The 22,540-nt window shown below is 67.0% G+C and carries 16 protein-coding genes; 7 read left to right on the forward strand and 9 right to left on the reverse strand.

The features are described from left to right. From EDC62_RS03375 to apbC, 9 genes are all read right to left on the reverse strand, one after another. Nucleotides 1-2,961 carry a formate dehydrogenase subunit alpha gene (locus EDC62_RS03375; protein ID WP_124220427.1) on the reverse strand — a complete coding sequence of 987 codons (2,961 nt, stop codon included), beginning with the start codon at nucleotides 2,959-2,961 and terminating at the stop codon, nucleotides 1-3. A gap of 24 nt (nucleotides 2,962-2,985) precedes the next feature. Beyond that, the gene (locus tag EDC62_RS03380; protein ID WP_124220429.1) at nucleotides 2,986-3,195 is read right to left on the reverse strand and encodes a formate dehydrogenase; all 210 of its coding nucleotides are present in this window, start codon (nucleotides 3,193-3,195) and stop codon (nucleotides 2,986-2,988) included. Between the two features lie 295 nt (nucleotides 3,196-3,490). After that, nucleotides 3,491-4,111: a TorD/DmsD family molecular chaperone gene (locus EDC62_RS03385; RefSeq protein ID WP_124220431.1), complete on the reverse strand. Its 621-nt coding sequence runs from the start codon at nucleotides 4,109-4,111 to the stop codon at nucleotides 3,491-3,493. A 14-nt stretch (nucleotides 4,112-4,125) separates the two neighbouring features. Further along, nucleotides 4,126-6,234 (reverse strand): 4Fe-4S dicluster domain-containing protein, encoded by a 2,109-nt coding sequence (locus EDC62_RS03390; RefSeq protein WP_124220434.1) that lies wholly within the window; start codon nucleotides 6,232-6,234, stop codon nucleotides 4,126-4,128. Continuing rightward, on the reverse strand, nucleotides 6,231-6,890 hold the full coding sequence (locus tag EDC62_RS03395; RefSeq protein ID WP_124220436.1) for a DUF3306 domain-containing protein: 660 nt from the start codon (nucleotides 6,888-6,890) through the stop codon (nucleotides 6,231-6,233). The genes EDC62_RS03390 and EDC62_RS03395 overlap by 4 nt, the downstream gene beginning before the upstream one ends. Further along, the gene (locus tag EDC62_RS03400) at nucleotides 6,883-7,464 is read right to left on the reverse strand and encodes a DUF3305 domain-containing protein (protein WP_124220437.1); all 582 of its coding nucleotides are present in this window, start codon (nucleotides 7,462-7,464) and stop codon (nucleotides 6,883-6,885) included. The genes EDC62_RS03395 and EDC62_RS03400 overlap by 8 nt, the downstream gene beginning before the upstream one ends. Nucleotides 7,465-7,540: 76 nt before the next feature. After that, nucleotides 7,541-10,384 carry a formate dehydrogenase subunit alpha gene (gene fdhF, locus EDC62_RS03405; protein ID WP_124220439.1) on the reverse strand — a complete coding sequence of 948 codons (2,844 nt, stop codon included), beginning with the start codon at nucleotides 10,382-10,384 and terminating at the stop codon, nucleotides 7,541-7,543. Then, nucleotides 10,381-12,186: an NADH-ubiquinone oxidoreductase-F iron-sulfur binding region domain-containing protein gene (locus EDC62_RS03410; protein WP_124220441.1), complete on the reverse strand. Its 1,806-nt coding sequence runs from the start codon at nucleotides 12,184-12,186 to the stop codon at nucleotides 10,381-10,383. Before EDC62_RS03410 ends, fdhF begins: the two co-directional genes overlap by 4 nt. A gap of 73 nt (nucleotides 12,187-12,259) precedes the next feature. Next, the gene (apbC, locus tag EDC62_RS03415; protein ID WP_124220443.1) at nucleotides 12,260-13,351 is read right to left on the reverse strand and encodes an iron-sulfur cluster carrier protein ApbC; all 1,092 of its coding nucleotides are present in this window, start codon (nucleotides 13,349-13,351) and stop codon (nucleotides 12,260-12,262) included. A gap of 161 nt (nucleotides 13,352-13,512) precedes the next feature. Here apbC and EDC62_RS03420 point away from each other — a divergent pair, with 161 nt between their 5' ends. The 7 genes from EDC62_RS03420 (at nucleotide 13,513) to panD (ending at nucleotide 22,306) form a co-directional block, all read left to right on the forward strand. Then, complete coding sequence (locus EDC62_RS03420; RefSeq protein ID WP_124220445.1) at nucleotides 13,513-14,793, forward strand: patatin-like phospholipase family protein; 1,281 nt, start codon at nucleotides 13,513-13,515, stop codon at nucleotides 14,791-14,793. Nucleotides 14,794-14,909: 116 nt separating this feature from the next. Continuing rightward, nucleotides 14,910-17,054, forward strand: a complete 2,145-nt coding sequence (metG, locus tag EDC62_RS03425) for a methionine--tRNA ligase (RefSeq protein ID WP_124220447.1) — start codon at nucleotides 14,910-14,912, stop codon at nucleotides 17,052-17,054. A gap of 226 nt (nucleotides 17,055-17,280) precedes the next feature. Further along, nucleotides 17,281-18,957: a SulP family inorganic anion transporter gene (locus tag EDC62_RS03430; RefSeq protein WP_124220449.1), complete on the forward strand. Its 1,677-nt coding sequence runs from the start codon at nucleotides 17,281-17,283 to the stop codon at nucleotides 18,955-18,957. 142 nt (nucleotides 18,958-19,099) lie between these two features. Further along, a complete protein-coding gene (locus EDC62_RS03435) occupies nucleotides 19,100-19,312 on the forward strand; it encodes a DUF3460 family protein (protein WP_124220451.1) in 213 nt (70 codons plus the stop codon). Nucleotides 19,313-19,441: 129 nt separating this feature from the next. Then, nucleotides 19,442-20,299, forward strand: coding sequence for a segregation and condensation protein A (locus EDC62_RS03440; RefSeq protein ID WP_124220453.1), 858 nt, complete (start codon nucleotides 19,442-19,444; stop codon nucleotides 20,297-20,299). A gap of 40 nt (nucleotides 20,300-20,339) precedes the next feature. Then, nucleotides 20,340-21,917, forward strand: a complete 1,578-nt coding sequence (nadB, locus tag EDC62_RS03445; RefSeq protein WP_124220455.1) for an L-aspartate oxidase — start codon at nucleotides 20,340-20,342, stop codon at nucleotides 21,915-21,917. A gap of 8 nt (nucleotides 21,918-21,925) precedes the next feature. Next, nucleotides 21,926-22,306 (forward strand): aspartate 1-decarboxylase, encoded by a 381-nt coding sequence (panD, locus tag EDC62_RS03450; protein ID WP_124220457.1) that lies wholly within the window; start codon nucleotides 21,926-21,928, stop codon nucleotides 22,304-22,306. The last annotated feature ends 234 nt before the right edge of the window (nucleotides 22,307-22,540 follow it).

The following is a 22,540-nucleotide window of genomic DNA, read 5'->3' on the forward strand; positions in this document are numbered from 1 at the left end:
TTACGCCTTCTCGACGTTGCAAATCGTCGTCTTGGTTTCCTGCATCATGGTCACGCTGTCGTATCCGTAGGTCGTCGCGGTGTTGACCGCCTCGCCGCGAACCACCGGGTGCGCCCCAGCCGGGTAATAAGCAAGCATGTCCGCGCCTTGCCAGCGCCCTGAAAAATGGAAGGGCATGAAGCAGGTGTCCGGGGCGACGCGCTCGGTCACCTGCGCCATGACGTTGAGCCGCGCGCCGGTGGGCGTCGTGAGCCAGACGCGATCGCCATCGCGGATGCCGCGCTCAGCGGCCGCACGCGGGTTGATCTCGACGAAGGCCTCTTGCTGCAGTTCGGCCAGCCAAGGGTTGGAGCGGGTTTCCTCGCCACCGCCTTCGTATTCGACCAGGCGGCCCGAGGTCAGAATGAAGGGGAACTTCTTCGCGAGCCCATCGGCAACCGCCTTGTCCTGGACGGTCTTGAACAAGGTGGGCAGGCGCCAAAACACCTTCATGTCGTTGTGCGTGGGGTACTTCGCAACCAGATCCGGGCGCGTGCCATACAAGGGCTCGCGGTGCTGCGGAATCGGATCGGGGAAATTCCAGACCACGGCCCGCGCCTTGGCATTCCCAAAGGGATGGCAGCCGTGTTTCATCGCCACCCGCTGAATGCCGCCGGACAGATCGGTTTTCCAGTTCTTGCCTTCGGCAGCGGCCTTTTCGGCATCGGTCAGATCGTCCCACCAGCCGAGTTTCTTGAGCAGGATGTGGTCGAACTCGGGGTAGCCCGTGGGGATCTCCGCGCCCAGCGAGTGCGAGCCATCCTCGGCGAGCAGGCTGACGCCGTCGCGCTCCACGCCGAAGTTCGCGCGGAAGTTGCCGCCGCCTTCCATCACGTACTTGCTGGTGTCATAGAGGTTGGGCGTGCCCGGGTGCTTGAGCTCGGGCGTCCCATAGCAGGGCCAGGGCAAACCGAAGTAGTCGCCGCTCATGTCGTAGCCGCTTTCCTTGTCGACCACCTTGCCCTTGCATTTGAGCGTTTTGACATCGAAGGCCGCCATGTTGCGCATGTGGGCCTTGAGACGTTCGGGGCTCTGGCCGGTGTAGCCGATGGTCCAGACGCTGCGGTTGATCTCGCGCAGGATGTCCTCGGGCACGGGTTCGTCGAGCCCCTTGACCTTCTGCATCTTGTAGTTCTTGACCAGTTCCTTGCCGAAGCCGAGCTTTTCGGCGAGCTGGTACATGATCATGTGGTCACTGCGGCTTTCCCACAGCGGGTCGATGACCTTCTCGCGCCATTGGATCGAGCGGTTGGAAGCGGTGCAGGAACCACTGGTTTCGAACTGGGTCGCGGCGGGCAGCAGATAAACCGCACGGTTCGGGTTGAGATCCTCGGGCTTGCCGGGCATCGCCGCCATGGCGGCCGTCGCCGAAGGATACGGGTCGACGACGACGAGCAGATCGAGCTTGTCCATCGCCCGCTTCATCTCGAGCCCGCGAGTTTGCGAGTTCGGCGCGTGACCCCAATAGAACACGCCACGAAGATTGGAATCCTGATCGATGAGTTCGTTTTTCTCGAGCACCCCGTCGATCCAGCGCGAGACGGTCATGCCCGGCTTGGTCATCATGGCCGGGCTCGCATAGCGGCCCTTGATCCACTCGAAATCGACGCCCCAGACTTTCGCGAAGTGCTTCCACGAGCCTTCGAGCAGGCCGTAGTAGCCGGGCAGCGAATCGGGGTTGGGGCCGACGTCGGTTGCACCCTGGACGTTGTCATGGCCGCGAAAGATGTTGGTTCCGCCGCCGCTCTTGCCCACGTTGCCCAAAGCCAGTTGCAAGATGCACGAGGCGCGCACCATCGCATTGCCGATGGTGTGCTGGGTCTGACCCATGCACCACACCACGGTGCCGGGGCGGTTTTCATGCAACAGCGTTGCGAGTTCGAGCATGCGGGCTTCGCCGACGCCACAGGCCTCCTCGACCTTGTCAGGCGTCCACTTGGCGAGCACTTCCTCGCGCACCTTGTCCATGCCGTAGACACGGTCGTGGATGTATTGCTTGTCTTCCCAGCCGTTCTTGAAGATGTGATAGAGCAGGCCAAAGAGGAAGGGAATGTCGGTACCCGAGCGGATGCGCACGTATTCATCGGCCTTGGCTGCCGTGCGGGTGAAGCGCGGATCCACCACGATCATCTTGCAGCCGGTTTCCTTGGCGTGCAGCATGTGTAAGAGGCTGACCGGATGCGCTTCGGCGGCGTTGGAGCCGATGTACAAGGCGACTTTGCTGTTGCGCATGTCGTTGTACGAGTTGGTCATCGCGCCGTAGCCCCAGGTATTGGCCACGCCGGCCACCGTGGTGGAGTGGCAGATGCGTGCCTGGTGGTCGCAGTTGTTCGTGCCCCAGAAACTGACGAACTTGCGCAGCAAATACGCTTGTTCGTTGTTGTGCTTGGAGGACCCCACGAAATAGATGCTGTCGGGGCCGCTGGCCTTGCGCAGCTCCATCATCTTGGCGCTGATTTCGTTGAGCGCCTGGTCCCAGCTGATGCGTTCGTACTTGCCGTTGACCAGCTTCATCGGGTAGCGCAGGCGGTATTCGCCGTGCCCGTGCTCGCGCAGCGCCGCCCCTTTGGCACAGTGCGCGCCCAGGTTGATGGGCGAGTCGAACACCGGCTCCTGACGCACCCAAACGCCGTTTTCCACCACGGCATCGACGGCGCACCCCACCGAGCAATGGGTGCACACCGTGCGTTTGACTTCGACCTTGCCCTTGCCGACGGCCTCGGCCGCCCCGGCTGCGCGAGCCTTCTTGACCAAGGTGAGCTGCGTCGCTGCCAGACCCACACCCACCCCGAGCCCCGAGCGGCGCAAGAAGGCGCGCCGATCCATCGTCGGCAGCGCTTGGCTGAGTCCGCGACTCAGACGGTGAACGAAAGGCGAGGCCGTGCGGGCGACGGCGTCGTGTTCTTTGCGCGTGAGCAACATGCAGTGTCTCCTTGCGTGGGCGCGTCAGCTGCGCGCCGTCTGGTAATAGCGGCGAACGTGCTCGCTGAGGCTGTAGCCACTGGGACGACGCGCGTCGTCCGGCACCGGGTGGGCGGCTTCGGGCGCGACCTCACGCACGCTCGGCAGCAACGTGGCCGCAGCCGCGACGGCACCGGCGGTGGCCGCGCCGCCAAAGAGGCGACGACGAGAGAGTTTTTCAGGGGATGTACGCATCAGGGGCTCCTCATCGGGTTGACACCGTCACCGGACGGACCTTAATCCTTCATTTTCATGGGCTACATTCGGGAAAACGAGGACATCCCGAAACTTTTCGCAAATCGAGACGGCAACAACCCTCGGCAGAGCCATCCGGGCCGCGCGCCGCCAGCGCGTTGGATCACGGACTCACTTCAAAATTCAGAGCAACTCAAGACCGATTGACGCTGGGATTAAGCCATTTCGCGTCAAAGGCAACGCTGAATCCGTTCCTGCGATGGTGCGCGAGGGACTGGTTCAGCGTTGCCCAAAATCAGGCCAGCAGGTCAAAGCCCTGCTGCTCCACCTGCAGAAAGGCGCGGGTGAAGTCCGCGAGCGCCGCATAGAAGCGGGCCGAAGGGTGCGCCGCCAGCGCGTCGCAGAGCTGCTCTCCCCAGGGCTGCAGATGCTTGGCAAAAAAGGCCTGTTGCTGCGTGAGGTTGGCCACTGCGACATCGTCACCGGCAATCAGATAGCGCATGACCTCGCACAGGCAGGCGATGTGGTCTTCGGTCTCGGGCAGGGTCTCGTCGCGCGCGAGGCCCAGCGCCGCGAGATCGCCGCGCAAGGCCGCGAGCGGTTTTTCGTTCAGGAAGCCACTCAGGTAATGCGAGCCAAACAGATAAACCTCAGGCTTGCCGACGCCACCAAACAGCGTGTCGTATTCGGCACGGATCGCCGCGTCGTCGAGCGCGCGCGCGGCGGCGACGAGCGCGCGCCAGGGCTCCTCGAGGTAGCCGCCGGGAGCCGGCGCCTCGGTGACGGCCACGCGCAGCTGCGCGAGCAGTTCGGAACTCGGCGGCGCGTAATAGAGCGCGGCGAGCAGGCCGTAGACCTCGGCGCGCGCGGTTTCCTCGTCGAGGGTGGAAGTCAGGTGCAGGGCGTCGTCGGACATGGTACGGGGGAGCTTCAAAGATCGGTGATGCGGGTTTCGTCGCTGGCGGTGTGCAGGTCGATGACGCGGCAGTCCCCGCACATCTTGAGGCGCTCGAGCGCAGCACCCTGGAACATGGCGTGACCGGACAGCCGGACCAGCATGGCTTCGATGGCACGCGCCGTGCCAAACGGCTGGCCGCAGCGGATGCAGGTCCAGGGCTGCGCCTGGGCGAGCACCCGCGGGGCGCCGCGCTGCGCCGTGGTGAGCAGCCGCGGCACGAGCGACACCGCATCCTCCGGGCAGGTTTTGACGCACAGGCCGCATTGCACGCAGTTCTTCTCGATGAAGCGCAGCTCCGGTGCCTGCGGGTTGTCCAGCAGCGCGCCAGCCGGACAGGCGCCCACGCAACTCATGCACAGCGTGCAGCGCTCGGTGTCGACCGCCACGGCACCCAGCGGCGAAGCCGCCGGCAAGGCGATGGCTTCGGGCCGGGCAGCCGCGGCGAGCGGCGCGTGGGCGATCAGGTGGTCGAGCGCCAGCTCCAAAGTGCCGCGTTTGGCCGCGGCCACCGCGAAGCGCGCCGGCTCGGCCGGGCCGCGTGGCCTTGCAAGCCGCAGCGCCTGCAATTCCGCGTCGAGCGCGCTGGGGTGCTGCGCGCGCAGCAGACGAAAGTGCCCTTCACCGTAGCCGAGTCCCTGCAGCAAGGCCTGCGCCACGTCCATCTGCGCTTGCAGGCCGTCGAGGTATTGCGGCGCCTCTTCATCGGTCACGAGCACCGCGATTTGCCGCGCCCCGAAGGCCATGGCCGACAGCCACAGATCGATGCCGGTGCTTGCGGTGTGCCACAGCGCCAGCGGGATCACGTTCGCCGGCACCCCGTGCATCACTCCGAGCCGCGCGCCGCGGCCCAGCTCTTCGATCAGCGCTTGCCCGCGTCCCTGGCTGTGCAAGAGCAGCACGGCATCGCGCCCGCCGGCTCGCGCGTAGGTCGAGAGCAGCGTGCGCAGCCGCTCGCCTTGCTCGTTCGCCCGCGGGTAGGCATAGCCGAGCGCGCCGGTCGGGCACACCGTGGTGCAGGCGCCGCAACCCACGCACAAATGCGGGTTGACCTCGATGCGGCCGCGGGCCATGTCGGAGCGTATGGCCTCGGCCGAGCAAATGTCCACGCAGGCCGAGCAGCCCACGGTTTTGTTGCGGGTATGGGCGCAGATCTTGGCATCGAAGCGGAAGAAGCGCGGCTTCTCGAAGCTGCCGACGAGGTTGCGCAGTTGCAGCGCCGTGGCAGCGTCGAGGCTCGTGGCGCGAAAGTAGCCCTGCGGCAAGGCGTGCTGCAGGAAGGTGGGCGTGGCGTTGGCCGGGCGTAGGTCGAGCACGAGGTCGAAGCGCTCCACCTGTTCTTCGGGCTCCCGCGTGAAATCGATCGCGCCGGCAACGCTGCAGGCCTGCACACAGGCCCGGTGGCTGCGGCAGGCATCGAGGTCGACCTGGTAGTCGAGCCCGATGGCGTTTTCAGGGCAGGCCGCCACACAGGCGTTGCAGCGGGTACAGAGGTCGAGGTCGATCGGGTTGTCGGCGCGCCAGCGCAGTTCGAAGGCGCCGAGCCACCCCCGCAAGCCCGTGATCGAGCCCGAGAGCACCGGCCAGCGCCGCGTCTGCGTACCGCCAGCCTCGCCCGGGCCGCGCGCAAACACGGTCACTTCGAGTGTGTCGGCCAGCAGCGCCGCCGCACGCTCGGCCGCATCGAGCGCACCGATGATGAGCACGCGCCCACGGCTCTCGTAGCTCACGGTCGGCACGGGCTCGGGGTCTTCGAGGCGTGCCGCCGCCAGCAGCGCAGCGATTTTGGGTGTGGCCTGGGCAGCATCGCGGCTCCAGCCCCCGGTCTCGCGGATGTTCACGAAGCGGATGGGCACCGCCGCGCCGCGGCCGTCGTGGGCCTCTGCCGCGAGTTCGGAGAACAGCCGCTGCTCCTGTGTGCAGGCCACCGTGACAGGCTCCGTGCCCTCGATGGCGCTCAAGAACGCGCCCACGTCGCGCCGACACAGGGTGTTGTGCAGCACCAGGGCCTCGCCCAAGGCCTCACCGAGCGCTCGGGGTTCCAGCGGCTGGGTGCGGTTGCAATCGCAGATCAGGGTTTTCACGTCTTCGGAGGATCGTTGGGTTGAGGGTGGGAGGCCGCAGTCGGCTCCGACGGCACCGCCGGATCGGCGGCATCGGTGGGCGGGACGGGCTCGGTCCGAGGCGGATCAGCCAAGCCTGCATCGAGGCGTGGCCCGCCGCCAGCGGCCCGCACAGCCTGCGCGGACGCCGGATCAGGCGCATCTTCTCTCGGCGCATCGAACAGGCCCAGCGCCTCGGCGCTTTGCAGTTCACGCAGCAGCGCCTGCGGCAAGGGGCTGGGGCGAGAGTAATCGTCGATGTAGATGTCGAGCCCGTCCATCATGTTGAAGTGCGGGTCGGCAAAGAGCTTTTTCACCGCCGCTGCGCGCACTTCGGGCGCGACGTTGCGCGCCATGAAGGCCCGCACTTCGGCGCCCGCCGGCAGCGCGAGCGCATCGGCCAGGCTGGGCGGGGGCGGCTCCGGTGCAGCGGGCGCGGCCGGCATGGGCGCGGCCGGATCACGGCCCACGGTGGCCGGGGGGCGCGGCGAGCCGCTGGGCGCTAAGGGCGCGGCCGGGTTCTGCGCCACGGCTTCGGCCCGAGGCTCGACGGGGGCTTGCGGCGGCTCGGGGGTCGGTCGGCCTTCGCGGGCGTCGAGCTTGCGACGCGACCAGCGGCTTAGGAAACCGTCACTCATGGCCCTGCCCCGCGCCCTTGCGCTTCTCACCGGTGCTGACCGAAGCCGGGTTGCCGAAGCGATCGGTCAGCGGCAGGAAACTTTGCGGGCGCTGCCGGCGCTTGGGCTCGGGCGTGTAATGCGCCTGAGCAAAGGCAAGCAGCCAGGCCACGACCTCGGGCGGCGCGCTCACCTGCTCGACCGTCTCCTGCGCGTCGAGCCAGCGCCCGGCGTCGTGATAACTCAACGAGACCATCTGCGGCCGCGCGATCGGCTCGTCGGCCAGCGTCGCCTCCGCTTCCATGCGCCAGAGCACGAACCAGCACGGCGCGGGTGTGGTGGCGTTGAGCCAATAGCCCTCGGCGTCGTCCTTGAACAGTTCGACGCAGAAACCCGGATGCAGCCAGCGCTCCTCGGTTTCGGTCCGCAGCAGCCGCCGTGGCGCTTGGCCAAAGCCGCCGTCGTCGATCAGCACTTCGTCGAGCCGCCAGCGCCACGGCTGCCAGCGGCTCATGGGGCCGGGCACCGCCTCGCGGCGCATGACGACCGCGACAGGGAGGCTGGGGCGCGAGGCGTTCGGATCTGCGGTGGTCATCGAGCGGGCATCGAGAGAAACACGGTCCAAATGTACGCCAAGGCATCCGATGCGTCAGCCTGCGTTTCACTGGCGGTCAAGCGCTGCGGGATGGCACGCGGCTGAGCTGTACCGCGCAGTATTTCACCTCGGGTATCTTGCCGAGCGGATCGAGCGCGGGGTTGGTCAGCAGGTTGGCTGCGGCTTCGACGTACGCGAAGGGGATGAACACGGCACCTCGCGGGGTGCCGTCGTCCTGTCGGACCGGCAACTGGATTTCACCGCGGCGGGAGCGCACGGAAACCCGCTCGCCCGGGACCAGGCCGAGCGCGGCCATGTCGGCGCCGCAGAGGCTCGCGGTGGGGCCGGGCTCGAGCGCATCGAGGACGGCGCTGCGGCGGGTCATCGCGCCGGTGTGCCAGTGTTCGAGCTGGCGCCCGGTGATGAGCACGTAGGGGTAGTCGGCATCGGGCCGCTCGGCTGCGGGCGAGAGCGCCGCCGGGACGAGTTTGAGCCGTCCACTGGGCGTTGGAAAACGCTCGCGGAACACGACCGGCTGGCCGGGGTCGTCGGCGGACACGCAAGGGTAGGTGACGCTGCCCTCCTGCTCCAGCCGCGCCCAGGAAATGCCGCCGATGGCCGCTGCCATGGTCTGGCGCATTTCCTCATAGATCCGCTCCACACCGTAGTAGCCGGCGTCATCCGGCGCGGTGTTGCTCTTTTTTTCATAGTCCCACTGGAGCCCGAGCCGCTCGGCGACGCGCTGCAGAATCCACAGGTCCGCGCGGGCTTCGCCGGGCGGCGTTCGCACCTGGCGACCGAGCTGCACCGTGCGGTCGGTGTTGGTCGCTGTGCCCGTCTTTTCGAACCAGGTGCTCGCCGGCAGCACCACGTCGGCGAGCCAGGCGGTCTCGGTCAGGAAGGCATCTTGCACGACGAGATGCTCGAGCCGAGCGAGCGCGGCGCGCGCGTGCGCGAGGTCCGGGTCGCTCATGGCGGGGTTTTCGCCCATGATGAGCATGCCGCGGATGCGCTGCGGGTCGGCTTCGGCCGCCAGCGCGGCGTTGAGGATCTCGACCACCGTGAGGCCCGGCACGTCCGACAGCGGCACGCCCCAGAACCGCGAAAACCAATCGCGTACTTCGGGGTCGGCCACGCGCTGGTAGTTGGGCAGCATCATGGGAATGAGGCCAGCGTCGCTCGCGCCCTGCACATTGTTCTGCCCGCGCAGCGGATGTAAGCCCGTGCCGGGCCGACCGATGTGGCCGGTGAGCGCAGCCAAGGCAATCAAACAGCGCACGTTGTCCGTGCCGTGCACATGCTGCGTGATGCCCATGCCCCAGAAGATCATTGCGGCTTGGGCGCTGGCATAGGCGCGGGCGACTTCGCGCAGCGTGTCGGCGGCGATACCGCAGAGCGGCGCCATGCGCTCGGGGCTGTAGTCGCGCAGATGCTCGACCAGCGCCTCATAACCCTCGGTGCGCGCACGCACGAAGGATTCGTTCACCAGCCCCTCGGTCACGATGACATGCAGCAAGGCATTGAGCAGCGCGAGGTCGGTGTCAGGCTTGAAGCGCAGCTCCCGCCACGCGTGCAGGGCCAGATCGGTGTGGCGCGGGTCGGCGACGACGAGCCGCGCGCCGCGGGCGACCGCATTTTTGATCCAGGTCGCAGCGACGGGGTGGTTGCTTGCGGGGTTGGCGCCGATGACGAGGATGAAATCGGCATGCGCCACGTCGCGCACCGGGTTGCTCACCGCGCCCGAGCCCAGGCCCTCGAGCAGCGCGGCCACGCTCGACGCATGGCACAGCCGCGTGCAATGGTCCACGTTGTGGGTGCCAAAGCCGGTGCGCACGAGCTTTTGGAACAAATAGGCCTCTTCGTTCGTGCCCTTGGCCGAGCCGAAACCCGCGAGCGTCTGCGGCCCGTGCTGCGCGCGCAGGCGCAAAAAGCCCGCGGCGGCCAGGTCGAGCGCCTCGTCCCAGCTCGCCTCGCGGAACACCTCGCGCCAGTCCAGCCCGCGGCGGATCGCGGCCGGATCCTTCGGCGCGCCGGGTTTGCGGATCAGCGGTCGCGTCAGCCGCTCGGGGCTGTGGGCGTAATCCCAACCGAAGCGGCCTTTGACGCAGAGCCGCCCTTCGTTGGCCGGGCCCATCGCCCCTTCGACCGCGACGATGGTCTCGCCCTCGACCGCGACACGAATGCGGCAGCCCACGCCGCAGTAGGGACACAGCGTGTCGACCCGCCGAGCGCCCGTCCCCGCTGCCGCTCGCGCGGGCAGCAGCGCCCCGGTGGGGCAGACCTGCACGCACTCGCCGCAGGCCACGCAGCGGCTCTCGCCGAGCGCGTCGTCCAAGTCGAAGACGATGCGCGCCTCGGCGCCGCGGCCGGCAAAGCCGATGACTTCGTTGCCCTGCACCTCGCGGCAGGCCCGTACGCAGCGGGTGCACTGGATGCAGGCGTCGAGCCGCACCGCAATCGCAGGGTGGCTGGTATCGGGCGCGACCGGCGCGCGCGCCAGCGCCGTCAGCGCCGGCCGCGGCGCGACCTGCCAACGCTCGGCCCAGTGCCCAAGCTCGCCCCAGGTCGGCAACAGGGCCGGCGCGCGCTCGGCCGGCGGCAGGTCGGCCAGCAGCAGTTCGAGCACCATCTGTTGGCTCTGGCGCGCCCGCGGGCTCTGGGCACGTACCTTCATGCCGGGCTGCGGGCTGCGGCAACAGCTCGGGGCCAGCACCCGTTCGCCCTCGATTTCGACCACACACGCGCGGCAGTTGCCCTCGGGGCGCAGGCCGTCGCGGTGGCAGAGGTGGGGAATGGCAACGCCGTGGCGGGCCGCCGCCTCGAGGATGGTCTCGCCCTCCAAAGCGTCGATGGCTCGGCCGTCGAGTTCGAAACTGAAGGCGGCACGCACGGGCGCCTCGGTGTCCGGCAGGGGCTTCATGGGAAGGCCTCCGGGGGTGGCTCGGCGGCCAGCCCGACCTCATGGGGGAAGTAGCGCAGCACGCAGCGCAAGGGGTTGGGGGCGGCTTGCCCCAGGCCGCATATCGAAGCGTCGGCCATGACGAGGGCAAGGTCTTGCAGCGTCGCCGCATCCCAAACCGGCGCGGCCATGAGCGCGGCGGCCTTGGCGGTGCCGACGCGGCAAGGCGTGCATTGGCCGCAACTCTCGGCGGCAAAGAAGCGCATCGCGTTGAGCGCGGCGTCGCGCGCGCGGTCGTGTTGGCTCAGCACCACCACCGCCGCCGAGCCGATGAAGCCGCCGTGCGGCTCGAAGCGACCGAAGTCGAGCGGAACGTCGGCCAGGCTCGCCGGGAAGATGCCGCCGCTGGCGCCGCCGGGCAAAAAGGCGTAGAGCGTGTGGCCCTCGGCCATGCCGCCGCAGTATTCGTCGATGAGTTCACGCAGCGTGATGCCCGCCGGTGCCCGCTTCACTCCGGGCAAGCGCACACGGCCGCTGACGCTGTAGCTGCGCCAGCCCTGGCTGCCGTGCCGGCCGCCTGCGGCGAACGCAGCGCCGCCTCGCTCGATCAGCTCGCGCAGCCAGAACACGGTCTCGGCGTTGTGTTCGAGCGTGGGCCGGCCGAACAAGCCCACCTCGGCGATGTAGGGCGGGCGTAGGCGCGGCTCACCGCGCTTGCCCTCGATGCTCTCGAGCATCGCCGACTCCTCGCCGCAGATGTAGGCCCCCGCGCCGCGGCGCAGTTCGATTTCGGGCAGCGGGCAGGGCGGGTCGGCTTCGAGCGCGGCGAGTGCGGTTTGCAGCCGCGCGCGCAACTCGGGGTATTCGTCGCGCAGGTAGAGCACCACCCGCTCGGTGCCCACGACTTGCGCCGCAATCAGCACGCCTTCGAGGAAGCGGTGGGGGTCGGCAAGCAGGAAGTGGCGGTCTTTGAAGGTACCGGGCTCGCCCTCGTCGATGTTGACGGCGAAGCAGCGCGGCGCCGGCTGCGCGCGCACGATGCGCCATTTGCGCACCACGGGGAAGCCCGCGCCGCCGAGGCCGCGCAAACCGGCGGCCTCGACCTCGGCCAGCACGCGCTCCGCATCCTCCTCACCATTCACCAAAGCGGCGGCGAGCGCGTAGCCACCGGCAGCGCGGTAGGCCTGGTATTCATCAAATTTGAGAGCAGCTAGCGTCCGATTCACGCCGGGGTTCTGGGTTTTTTGCTCAAAATCAGGCTGCTGGACGGCCTGCAGAGCTGCCTCGATGGCGCGCGCGTCCGCCGGCGCTACGCTGCATGCGGCGCCGCGCGCCTGCACCAGCGCGGCCGGCGCCTGGTCGCAGCGCCCGATGCAGGGCGCAGCCACGACCCGGATGCCCGCGCCCAGCTGCGCGCGCAAGCGCTCGATCAGCCCAGACGCGCCCGCCATGGCGCAAGAGAGGCTTGTACACACCCGAACCGTGGCCTGCGGCGCCGTGGCCCCGTCGGGCAGGATGTCGAAGTGGTGATAGAAGCTCGCCACCTCGTACACCTCGGCCGGTGCGAGGCGCATGGCCTCGGCCAGCGCCAGCAAATGCCGCTCGAATAGCGCGCCGAAGGCGTCGGTGAGTCGGTGCAGGTACTCGATCAAGCGATCCCGCGCCCATCCATCGGGCGGCGCCTCACCCAGCAGCGCGCCCACTTCAGCCCGAGCCGCTGCATCGACCGGACGACCTTTGGGCAGCAGACGCGGACGACGCGGCCCAGCCGACGGATCGGGCGGCGCGGACGGGAACGGCATCGGAGAGGATGGCGGTGGCATAGGGCACAGCGTACGGGTTCCGCCGCCAGCGTCAAGCCCCGCCGAGGAGGGCGGGGTCAGCGTTGCCCGGTCCTCAGGTGTCCTTCGAGATCTTGATCGAGGGGAACTTGCTCGAGAAGTCTTTGGCCTTGGCGGCGATTTTCACCGCCACCTGGCGCGCCACGGTGCGGTAAATCTCTGCCACCTCGCTGTCGGGGTCGGCGACGACGGTGGGCTTGCCACTGTCGGCCTGCAGCCGGATCTGCTTGGTGAGCGGCAGCGCGCCGAGGTAATCCACGCCCAGCTCGGCGGCCATGTTCTTGCCGCCGTCGGCGCCAAAGATGTGCTCGGTGTGGCCGCAGTTCGGGCAGCAATAGACCGCCATGTTTTCGACGATGCCGAGAATGGGCACGCCCACCTTCTCGAACATCCGAATGCCCTTGCGCGCATCGAGCAAGGCGATGTCCTGCGGCGTGGTGACGATCACCGCGCCGGTCATCGGCACGCGCTGCGACAGGGTCAATTGGATGTCACCGGTGCCCGGCGGCATGTCGACGATGAGGTAGTCCAAATCCTTCCAGTTGGTCTGCCGCAGCAGTTGTTCGAGCGCCTGGGTCGCCATCGGGCCGCGCCAGATCATGGCCTCGTCCTTGTCCACCAGAAAGCCGATGGACATGACCTGCACGCCGTGATTTTCCAGCGGCTCCATGGTCTGGCCGTCGAGGCTCTCAGGCCGGCCTTCGATGCCCATCATCATCGGCTGACTCGGGCCGTAGATGTCCGCATCGAGCAGGCCGACCCGCGCGCCTTCGGCCGCGAGGGCCAGCGCCAGATTCACCGCCGTCGTGCTCTTGCCCACGCCGCCCTTGCCGGAGGCCACGGCGACGATGTTTTTCACCTGTGGCAGCAGCGCCACGCCCCGCTGCGCCGCATGCGCGACGATGCGTTGCGTGACGTTGGCCGAAACGTTGGCCACCCCAGGCACACTGCGCGCCGCGGCAATCAGCGCACGGCGCAGCGCGGGAATCTGGCTTTTGGCGGGGTAACCGAGTTCCACATCGAACGACACCTCGTCGCCCGAGATCTGCAGGTTCTTCAGGGCACGGGTGGAAATGAAATCCTTGCCGGTGTTGGGGTCGATGACGGTCTTGAGCGCTTCGAGGACGGCTTGTTCGGTAACGGGCATGGTGGCTTCGCGGTTCGGGGACGATCAAACGAGTAAGGTCGGCAGTCTAACGGCCCCAGAACGCCCAGCGCAGCTGGGGTTTTTCGTGGCCCATCGTTGCGGGTAAATCCCGATGCTCCGAGCCGGAGCACGCAGCAACCGCACTCCCATAATCCAAGGCCATGGACCACAGCCGGGAGCGTCAGGGCCTCGAACCGCCAGCGCAGCGCCGCTGCGCGCTGCTGCTCACGGGTGGGGGCGCACGCGCGGCCTACCAGGTTGGGGTGCTGCAGGCGATTTGCGCCATGCGCCGCGTGCACCAGCCGCACGACAGCGGGGCGCCATTCGACATTCTCGTTGGCACCTCCGCCGGCGCCATCAACGCCGCAGCCCTGGCCTGCGGCCTCGACGAGTTCGACGCGACCGTCGAGCAGATGGCCTCGATCTGGAGCGGCTTCGAAGCGGGCCAGGTCTATGGCGCAGACCTGCTCAGCGTGCTGCGCAGCGGTGCGCGGTGGATGGGTCTGCTCTCGATGGGATGGGTGCTCGCCCGCTTCGCGCGCATCAAGCCCAAGTCGCTCCTCGACAACACGCCGCTGGCAGAACTGTTGCAGCAGTGGGTGCCGCTCGAACGGTTGCCCGGCCTCATCGAACGGGGCACGCTGCGCGCGCTGGCCGTGACGGCTTCGAGCTACCAGTCGGGGCGGCACATCACCTTCTTCCAGGGCGCGCCCGGGCTCGAGCCGTGGGTGCGCTCGCAACGGCTTGCCGTCGAAGCCCCGATCACGCACACCCATCTGCTGGCCTCCTCAGCCATTCCCTTCGTGTTTCCCGCGCAAGAATTGCCGATCCAGCAAGGGCGCGAATACTTCGGGGACGGCTCGATGCGGCAAACCGCGCCCGTGGCACCGGCCATCCACCTCGGCGCGGAAAAAGTGCTCGTGATCGGGGCCGGCCGCATGAGCGAGCCGCGCACCTACACGCCATCACCCAGCGCCGGCGACTACCCCTCATTGGCACAGATCGCGGGACACGCACTCTCGAGCATCTTCCTCGATGCCCTCTCGGTCGATATCGAACGCGTCCGCCGCATCAACCAAACGCTGCACCTGGTGCCGCCCGACTTGCGCGCGCACAGCCCGCTGCGGCCCGTGGAACTGATGGTGATTGCGCCGACGCAGCGGCTCGACAGCCTCGCAGCTCAACATGCGGACGCCCTGCCCGCTCCGGTTCGCCGCCTGCTCGGCGCCTTGGGTGTCTCGTCGGGGCGCAGCGCTGCGGCGGGTGGCGCACTGGCAAGCTACCTGTTGTTCGAAGCGCCGTACACCCAAGCCCTCATGGCGCTCGGCGCCGCCGATGCCTGGGCCGCCGAGGCCGAACTCTGCGCCTTCCTCGGCTGGAGCGCGCCGGATGCGGCGCCGCCGCCGCGCATCGAACGCCGCCGCGACCCGCTGCGCGTGTAGCGCGGCCCCGGCCGAGCCACGCCCGCTCGGTTCTCCAGAGCGCTCTTTCGGCGTCGCTCGAATTCGCTTAGGGTGCGCCTCCTAAAATCGGCGCACACCTCCAAGGACCGATGTCTATGCTTGATACCCCAGCGACCGAAACCCCGCGCCAGCTTTTCGTGACCACGGCCCTGCCCTACGCCAATGGGCCCTTCCACATCGGCCACATCATGGAATACATCCAGGCCGACATCTGGGTGCGCTTCCAGCGGCTGCAGGGGCACCGCGTGTATTTCGTCTGTGCCGACGATGCGCATGGCGCACCCATCATGATCGCGGCCGAAAAGGCCGGCAAGACGCCGCAGCAGTTCGTCGCCGAGATCGCCGCGGGCCGCAAACCGTACCTCGATGGTTTTCACATCAGCTTCGACAACTGGCACAACACCGACGGGCCCGAGAATCACCAGCTCGCGCAGGACATCTACCGTGCCCTCAAGGCCAATGGCTTGATCGCCACCCGCACCATCGAACAGTTCTTCGACCCGGAAAAGGGCATGTTCCTGCCGGACCGCTTCATCAAGGGCGAGTGCCCGAAGTGCGGCGCCAAGGACCAGTACGGCGACTCCTGCGAGGTTTGCGGCGCGGTCTACAGTCCCACCGAACTGAAAAACCCCTACTCGGCGCTTTCGGGTGCCACCCCGGTGCTGCGCAGTTCCGAGCACTTCTTCTTCCGCCTCTCGGACCCGCGCTGTGTCGAGTTCTTGCAGGAATGGACCAGCACGCCGGGCCGCTTGCAGCCCGAGGTGCTCAACAAAATCCGCGAATGGTTCGAGCCCGGCGAGGGCGGTACCCCGACGCTGGCGGACTGGGACATCAGCCGTGACGCACCCTACTTCGGCATCGAAATTCCCGATGCGCCGGGCAAATACTTCTACGTCTGGCTCGACGCGCCGATCGGCTACCTCGCCTCGCTGAAAAACTTCTTCGACAAAGGCGGCGCACGCGCAGCCTACGGCGAAGCCCGCAGTTTCGAAGCATTCATCGCCGACCCCGCGGTCGAGCAATACCACTTCATCGGCAAGGACATCACCTACTTCCACACCCTGTTCTGGCCGGCGACGCTGCATTTCAGCGGCCGCAAGACGCCCACCAAGGTGTTCGTGCATGGCTTTCTCACCATCAACAACGGCGAGAAGATGAGCAAGAGCCGCGGCACCGGACTCGACCCGCTCAAATACCTCGAACTCGGTATGAACCCCGAGTGGCTGCGCTACTACCTCGCAGCCAAGCTCAACGCCCGCAATGAAGACGTGGATTTCAACCGCGACGACTTCATGGCCCGCGTCAACGCCGATCTGATCGGCAAGTTCGTCAACATCGCCTCCCGCGCGGCCGGCTTCATCAGCAAGCGCTTCGAAGGCCGGCTGGGCGAGGTCTCGGCGGATGGCGACGCGCTGCTCGAGCACCTGCACGACGCCGTGCCGCACATCACCGAGCTGTATGCCGAACGCGAATTCGCCAAGGTGCTGCGCGAGGTCATGGCGCTCGCCGACCGCGTCAACGCCTACGTGGACCAGAACAAACCCTGGGAGCTGGCCAAGCAACCGGGCATGGACGCGCGCCTGCACGACGTGTGCACCACTTGCATCGAAGCCTTCCGCCTGCTGACGCTGATGCTCAAACCCGTGCTGCCCGCGCTGGCCGCGCAGGTGGAAAGCTTCCTGCAAATCGCCCCCATGGACTACACCCAGGCCAACCAGCGCCTGGGCGCCGGCCACCGCATCGGTACCTACCAGCACCTGATGCAGCGCGTGGACGAAAAGCAGCTCGACGCGCTGTTTGCCCCGCCGCCCGAACGGGCCGCCACCCTGGCCAGCCCCAGCGTGACCGCTGCAGCCAGCCCCGGCGGCGAGCCCATCGCGCCCGTGATCGGTATCGACGACTTTGCCAAAGTGGACCTGCGCATCGCGCGCATCGTTTCGTGCGAGCGGGTCGAGGGTTCGACCAAGCTGCTGCGCCTGATGCTCGACGTCGGGGAAACGGACGAAGCTGGTCAGCCGCGGCTGCGGCAGGTCTTTTCGGGCATCGCCAGCGCCTATGCCCCCGAAGAGCTCAGCGGGAAACTCACCGTCATGGTCGCCAACCTGGCGCCGCGCAAGATGAAGTTCGGGATCAGCGAAGGCATGGTGCTCGCGGCCAGCCATGCCAACGAAAAAGCCCACCCGGGCATTTTCGTGCTCACCCCCTGGCCCGGCGCGCAACCGGGCATGCGGGTGCGCTGAGCGTGCACAGCCCCCGTCGCCGCGCACCGTGAGACCCGGCTGTGTTTGATTGGATGGCTCGAGCGGATAATGACGGAGCCATGAACATTCGCTTGACCTGGCTCAATCGTCATGCCAGCCCCTCGCGGCGCCGGCGCTTCATTGCGTTGCGACACCATTGCGGACCTCCTGCGCGGCTCACCCCGATTGGTGATTCCCGCTGTTCCATTGAATTCAAGGAGGTTCCGTGTCCATTTCTCTCCCTCGTTTCCGCCCCGCGCTGATCGACAGCCTCAAGGGCTACAACCGTGAGCGCTTCACGCGCGACGTCGCGGCCGGGCTCACGGTCGGCGTCGTCGCCCTGCCGCTGGCCATGGCGTTTGCGATTGCCAGCGGCCTCAAGCCCGAGGCGGGCATCTTCACCGCCGTCATTGCCGGTCTTTTGATTTCGGTGTTCGGGGGCAGCCCGGTGCAGATCGGCGGCCCTGCGGGCGCCTTCATCGTCATCGTCTACGGCATCCTCGAGCGCTACGGCCTGGCCAACCTCATCATCGCCACCGCCATGTCGGGGCTGCTGCTGTTCCTCATGGGGGTGCTGCGACTGGGCACGCTGGTGCGCTTCATCCCGATTGCGGTGGTCATTGGATTTACCAACGGCATCGCGGTGCTGATTGCCCTCTCACAAGTCAAGGACGTGCTGGGCCTCAAAGTTGCGAAGATGCCGGCGGACTTTTTCGGCATGTTGCACACACTCGCCGATGCCCTGCCGACGTTCAACGCCACGGCGTTGGCACTGGCGGCGGCTTCGCTCGCCGTGATCATCATCTGGCAGTTCTTCATGCCCAAGATTGGCAGCGGCATTCAGTTCGCCGGCAAGCTCACGCCGATTCCGGGCTCGATCGTGGCGCTGGTGCTGGCGACCACGGCCACTTCGTTCTTCGGGCTCGATGTGGAAACCATCGGCAGCCGCTTTGGCGGCATCCCCTCGGGGCTGCCCGCGTTCACGCTTCCGGACTTCAGTTGGGAGACGGCGCGGCATTTGTTCATGCCTACCTTCACGCTGGCGATGCTCGGCGCGATCGAATCCTTGCTGTGCGCGCGCGTGGCGGACTCGATGACCGACAGCCGCCACGACCCAAACCAGGAGTTGATGGGGCAAGGCATTGCGAACTTCGTCACCCCCTTCTTCGGTGGCATGCCCGCCACCGGCACCATCGCGCGCACCGTGACCAACATCAAGAGCGGCGCGAGCAGCCCGATTGCCGGCATCGTGCATTCCCTGACGCTGCTCGTGGTGCTGCTGGTGGCCGCGCCGCTGGCATCCAAAATTCCGTTGGCGACGCTGGCGGCGATTTTGCTGTTCGTGGCCTGGAACATGGGCGAGTGGCGCGAGTTCGTCCACCTGCGCAACTACCGGCTGCCGTATCGCGTCACGCTGCTGGCGGTGTTCTTCCTGACCGTCGTCTTTGACCTGACGGTGGCGGTCGAAATCGGGCTGGTGGCTTCTTTGCTGACCTTCATTTACCGCATCTCGAGCCTTTCGCGCGCCGAGCCGGTGACGGCCGATGCCTTTCCCGAACTGCGCGGCCACGAGGCGGAGATCCAAGCCTGGCGTCTTTATGGCGCGCTGTTTTTCGGGGCGGTCGAACTGCTCGAGCGGATCGAGCGCGAATTGCCCCAGCAGGCCTTGATCCTCGACCTGAAAAACCTGATTTACATGGATACGTCCGGAGCCGATGCGCTGCAAAGCCTCATCAAAACCAGCCACAAGCGGGGCGTGCGTTTCATCCTGTGCGGCATGAGTCACCAGCCGCTCGAGATGGCGCAGCGCAGCGGGCTGCTGGCGCTCGTCGGCCCAGACGCCATCTACCCGAGCTTGGCCGAGGCGATCCGCGCGGCAGTCCCACGGCAAGCTCAAGCTTGAGGAACAGGGAGCGACGCGCTGCCCGGACGCGGGCCTCGGGGCCTTGTCCCCGAGGGTGTGTCCCCAAGGGGCAGCAGCCCATAAAATGACCGGCTTACGCCGCTCGCCCCGGGCTGCGGCGCTTTACGGGACCAGTCGCACCATGTCGATCAAAGATTTCTTCCAGCGTCCGCATTACGTTTCGGACGCAACGCAGTTCATCGAGTCGCTCAAGAAGGCAAATCCGGATCTCGAGGCCGAGCAGCGGGCCGGCCGCGGCTTGCTGTGGGACCGGCCGCGCGACCGTGCGCTGATGCGCGATTTCGAGGCCGCGCGCGTGCCGCAAAAGCCCTACGTCTACCAGAACGAGTCCTGAGCAGCGGTCAACCCCCGTTGCGGCGCCCGATGAGGCCGCTCAACGCTCCCGACCAGGCTTTTTTGAACTTTTCTGGCCGAACCCCAGCGCCATCTGGTCGTTTTCTGCTCCTGTTTTTGAAGTGACGGCATGATCGCCCACGCTGCCCCTGAGAGCCACGCCACGCCGGGCGAGGGGCCGAGTGCGGCCATGCCCGAGCTTGTGGACCCGGTCGCCGTGGCTCGCCTCTACGGTGAGCCGCTGTTTGCGCTGCCGCAGGACCTCTACATCCCGCCCGATGCGCTCGAGGTGTTTCTGGAGGCTTTCGAAGGGCCGCTGGATTTGCTGCTGTATTTGATCCGCAAGCAGAACTTCAACATCCTCGACATCCCGATGGCCGCCGTGACGCGACAGTATCTGGCCTATGTCGAGGAAATCCGCAGCCGCAACCTCGAACTCGCGGCCGAGTATCTGCTGATGGCGGCGATGCTCATCGAGATCAAGTCTCGCATGTTGTTGCCGCGCCCGGTGACGAGCGACACCGAGGAAGTCGAGGATCCGCGCGCCGAGCTTGTGCGCCGGCTGCTCGAATATGAGCGCATCAAGCTCGCCGCGAGCCGAATCGACGCGCTGCCGCTGCTCGGGCGCGACGTGCTGCGGGCCCAGGTAGCCATCGAGCAGGCCTTGGCGCCCCGCCTGCCGGACGTGCGTACCGCCGACCTGCAGCAGGCCTGGCAGGAAATCCTGCGCCGCGCGCGGCTGGTGCAACGTCACCAGATCACGCGCGAAGAACTCAGCGTGCGCGAGCACATGAGCCTCGTGCTGAGGCGCCTGCAAGGCAAGCGCTTCGTCGAATTCGGCGAGCTGTTCGACCCGCACAAGGGCGCGCCCGTGCTGGTGGTGACTTTCATTGCCATCCTCGAGCTGGCGCGCGAATCCCTGATCGAAATCACGCAGGCACAAGCCTTCGCACCCATCTGGGTGCGTCTGGCGTACACGCCGAGCTGAGATCCCGCACTCGGGCGCATCCACCCAACCAGCATCCACCATGAGCGAACGTTTTCTCGATTTCGATGTCTTGGTCGTCGGCAGCGGCCTCGCTGGCCTCTCGACAGCCTTGCACCTGGCGGCAAACCGGCGCGTCGCCGTCCTCACCAAGCGAGGGCTCGACGACAGCGCCAGCGCCTGGGCGCAAGGTGGCATTGCGGCCGTGCTCGACCCGAGCGACAGCTTCGACGCCCATGTGCGCGACACCCTCGTGGCCGGAGACGGGCTGTGCGACGAAGCGGCGGTGCGCCATGTCGTCGAGCACGCCCCCGAGGCGATCCGCTGGCTGCAGTCGCTCGGTGTGCCGTTTTCGCTCGAGGACGGGCAAATCCACCTGACGCGGGAAGGCGGTCACAGCGCGCGGCGCATCGCGCACGTGGCCGACGCCACCGGTGCCGCGGTGCAACGCACCCTGATCGAGCAGGTGCGCAGCAGCCCCAACATCACGGTGCTGGAGCATCACACGCTGGTGGATCTGATCACCGGCTCACGGCTTGGACTCGAGGCGAACCGTTGCCTCGGCCTCTACGCGCTCGACGAGCTCAGCGACGAAGTGCTCACACTGCGGGCACCGCATACGGTGCTGGCCACCGGAGGCGCGGGCAAGGTCTATCTCTACACGACCAACCCCGACACCGCCACCGGCGACGGCATCGCGGCGGCCTGGCGCGCGGGATGCCGCGTGGCAGACATGGAATTCATTCAGTTCCACCCGACCTGCCTCTACCACCCGCTGGCCAAATCCTTCCTGATCTCGGAGGCGGTACGCGGCGAGGGCGGTCGCCTGATCCTGCCCGACGGCACGCGCTTCATGCCCCAGCATGACCCGCGCGCCGAGCTCGCGCCGCGTGATGTGGTGGCACGGGCGATCGACTTCGAGATGAAAAAGCACGGTCTGGACTGTGTCTATCTCGACATCTCCCACCAGAGTCCAGCGTTCCTCCAGGAACATTTCCCCAACATCCTCGCCCGCTGCGCCGAGCTCGGCATCGACATCACGCGCCAGCCGATTCCGGTCGTCCCCGCGGCGCATTACACCTGCGGGGGCGTCGTCACCGATCTGCATGCGCGCACCGACATTCCGGGCCTCTACGCGGTTGGCGAGACCGCATGGACCGGCCTGCATGGCGCCAACCGGCTTGCCAGCAACTCCCTGCTCGAATGCATGGTGTTTGCCCACGCGGCAGCGCGCCACATCGAAGTGACCGAACGCCACCCGCCTCCGGCCCTGCCTTTGTGGGACGACAGCCGCGTGACCGACCCCGATGAAATGGTGGTGATCTCGCACAACTGGGAAGAATTGCGCCGTTTCATGTGGGACTACGTCGGCATCGTGCGCACCAACAAGCGCCTGGAGCGCGCGGCGCACCGAATCGCAACCCTCAAGGGCGAGATACACGAGTTCTATGCCCGTTTTCATGTGACGCGTGACCTGCTCGAATTGCGCAACCTCGTGCAGGTCGCGGACCTCATCGTGCGCTCGGCGCAGCTGCGCCACGAAAGTCGCGGGCTGCACTACAGCCGAGACTATCCGGCCAAACTGCCGCGCGCCCTCGACACCGTGCTGGCCCCTTTTTGAGACCAACCATGTACCGAACCCTACTCAAATCCAAGATCCACCGCGCCACCGTCACCCAGTGCGAGCTGCACTATGAGGGTTCGTGCGCGATCGACGAAGACCTGCTCGACGCGGCCGACATCTGCGAAAACGAACAGGTGCACATCTGGAACATCGCCAACGGCGAGCGCTTCATCACCTACGCCATCCGTGGTGAGCGCGGTACCGGCATGATCTCGGTCAACGGCTCGGCCGCCCGGCGCGCGGCGGTGGGCGACCTCATCATCATCGCCGCCTTCGCCCAAGTACCCGAAGACCGCGTGGCCGCCCATGCGCCGCGACTGGTTTTCGTCGATGCGGCCAACCGCCCCGTGGATCTGCGCCACGCGGTGCCGCTGCAACGCGCCTGAGCCGGTCCGGGCTGTACCCGGATCAGTTAAGGCAACGCTGAATAAGTTCCCGTGATGGCGCGCGCCCGGCCGCGGGATGGGATGCGAGGCGCAAACCGCAGCCATAGCCGAAGCTATGGCGAGGATTTGCAACGAAGCAGACCGCCCGCAGCCGCGATGCGCGACGCGCGAGGGACTTGTTCAGCGTTGCCTTAAGTTTCGATAGCAAGAAAGCCGCAATTTACGCCGGGATAC

This window comes from Tibeticola sediminis (assembly GCF_003843835.1).
Classification (GTDB): domain Bacteria; phylum Pseudomonadota; class Gammaproteobacteria; order Burkholderiales; family Burkholderiaceae_C; genus Tibeticola; species Tibeticola sediminis.

Bases quoted from the DNA above. Each gene is read 5' to 3' on its own strand.
- EDC62_RS03410 (WP_124220441.1), bottom strand. From the start codon at position 12,186: ATGCCACCGCCATCCTCTCCGATGCCGTTCCCGTCCGCGCCGCCCGAT.
- EDC62_RS03385 (WP_124220431.1), bottom strand. From the start codon at position 4,111: ATGTCCGACGACGCCCTGCACCTGACTTCCACCCTCGACGAGGAAACC.
- EDC62_RS03380 (WP_124220429.1), bottom strand. From the start codon at position 3,195: ATGCGTACATCCCCTGAAAAACTCTCTCGTCGTCGCCTCTTTGGCGGC.
- EDC62_RS03395 (WP_124220436.1), bottom strand. From the start codon at position 6,890: ATGAGTGACGGTTTCCTAAGCCGCTGGTCGCGTCGCAAGCTCGACGCC.
- EDC62_RS03375 (WP_124220427.1), bottom strand. From the start codon at position 2,961: ATGTTGCTCACGCGCAAAGAACACGACGCCGTCGCCCGCACGGCCTCG.
- EDC62_RS03400 (WP_124220437.1), bottom strand. From the start codon at position 7,464: ATGACCACCGCAGATCCGAACGCCTCGCGCCCCAGCCTCCCTGTCGCG.
- nadB (WP_124220455.1), top strand. From the start codon at position 20,340: ATGAGCGAACGTTTTCTCGATTTCGATGTCTTGGTCGTCGGCAGCGGC.
- panD (WP_124220457.1), top strand. From the start codon at position 21,926: ATGTACCGAACCCTACTCAAATCCAAGATCCACCGCGCCACCGTCACC.
- EDC62_RS03435 (WP_124220451.1), top strand. From the start codon at position 19,100: ATGTCGATCAAAGATTTCTTCCAGCGTCCGCATTACGTTTCGGACGCA.
- EDC62_RS03420 (WP_124220445.1), top strand. From the start codon at position 13,513: ATGGACCACAGCCGGGAGCGTCAGGGCCTCGAACCGCCAGCGCAGCGC.
- metG (WP_124220447.1), top strand. From the start codon at position 14,910: ATGCTTGATACCCCAGCGACCGAAACCCCGCGCCAGCTTTTCGTGACC.
- EDC62_RS03440 (WP_124220453.1), top strand. From the start codon at position 19,442: ATGATCGCCCACGCTGCCCCTGAGAGCCACGCCACGCCGGGCGAGGGG.
- apbC (WP_124220443.1), bottom strand. From the start codon at position 13,351: ATGCCCGTTACCGAACAAGCCGTCCTCGAAGCGCTCAAGACCGTCATC.
- fdhF (WP_124220439.1), bottom strand. From the start codon at position 10,384: ATGAAGCCCCTGCCGGACACCGAGGCGCCCGTGCGTGCCGCCTTCAGT.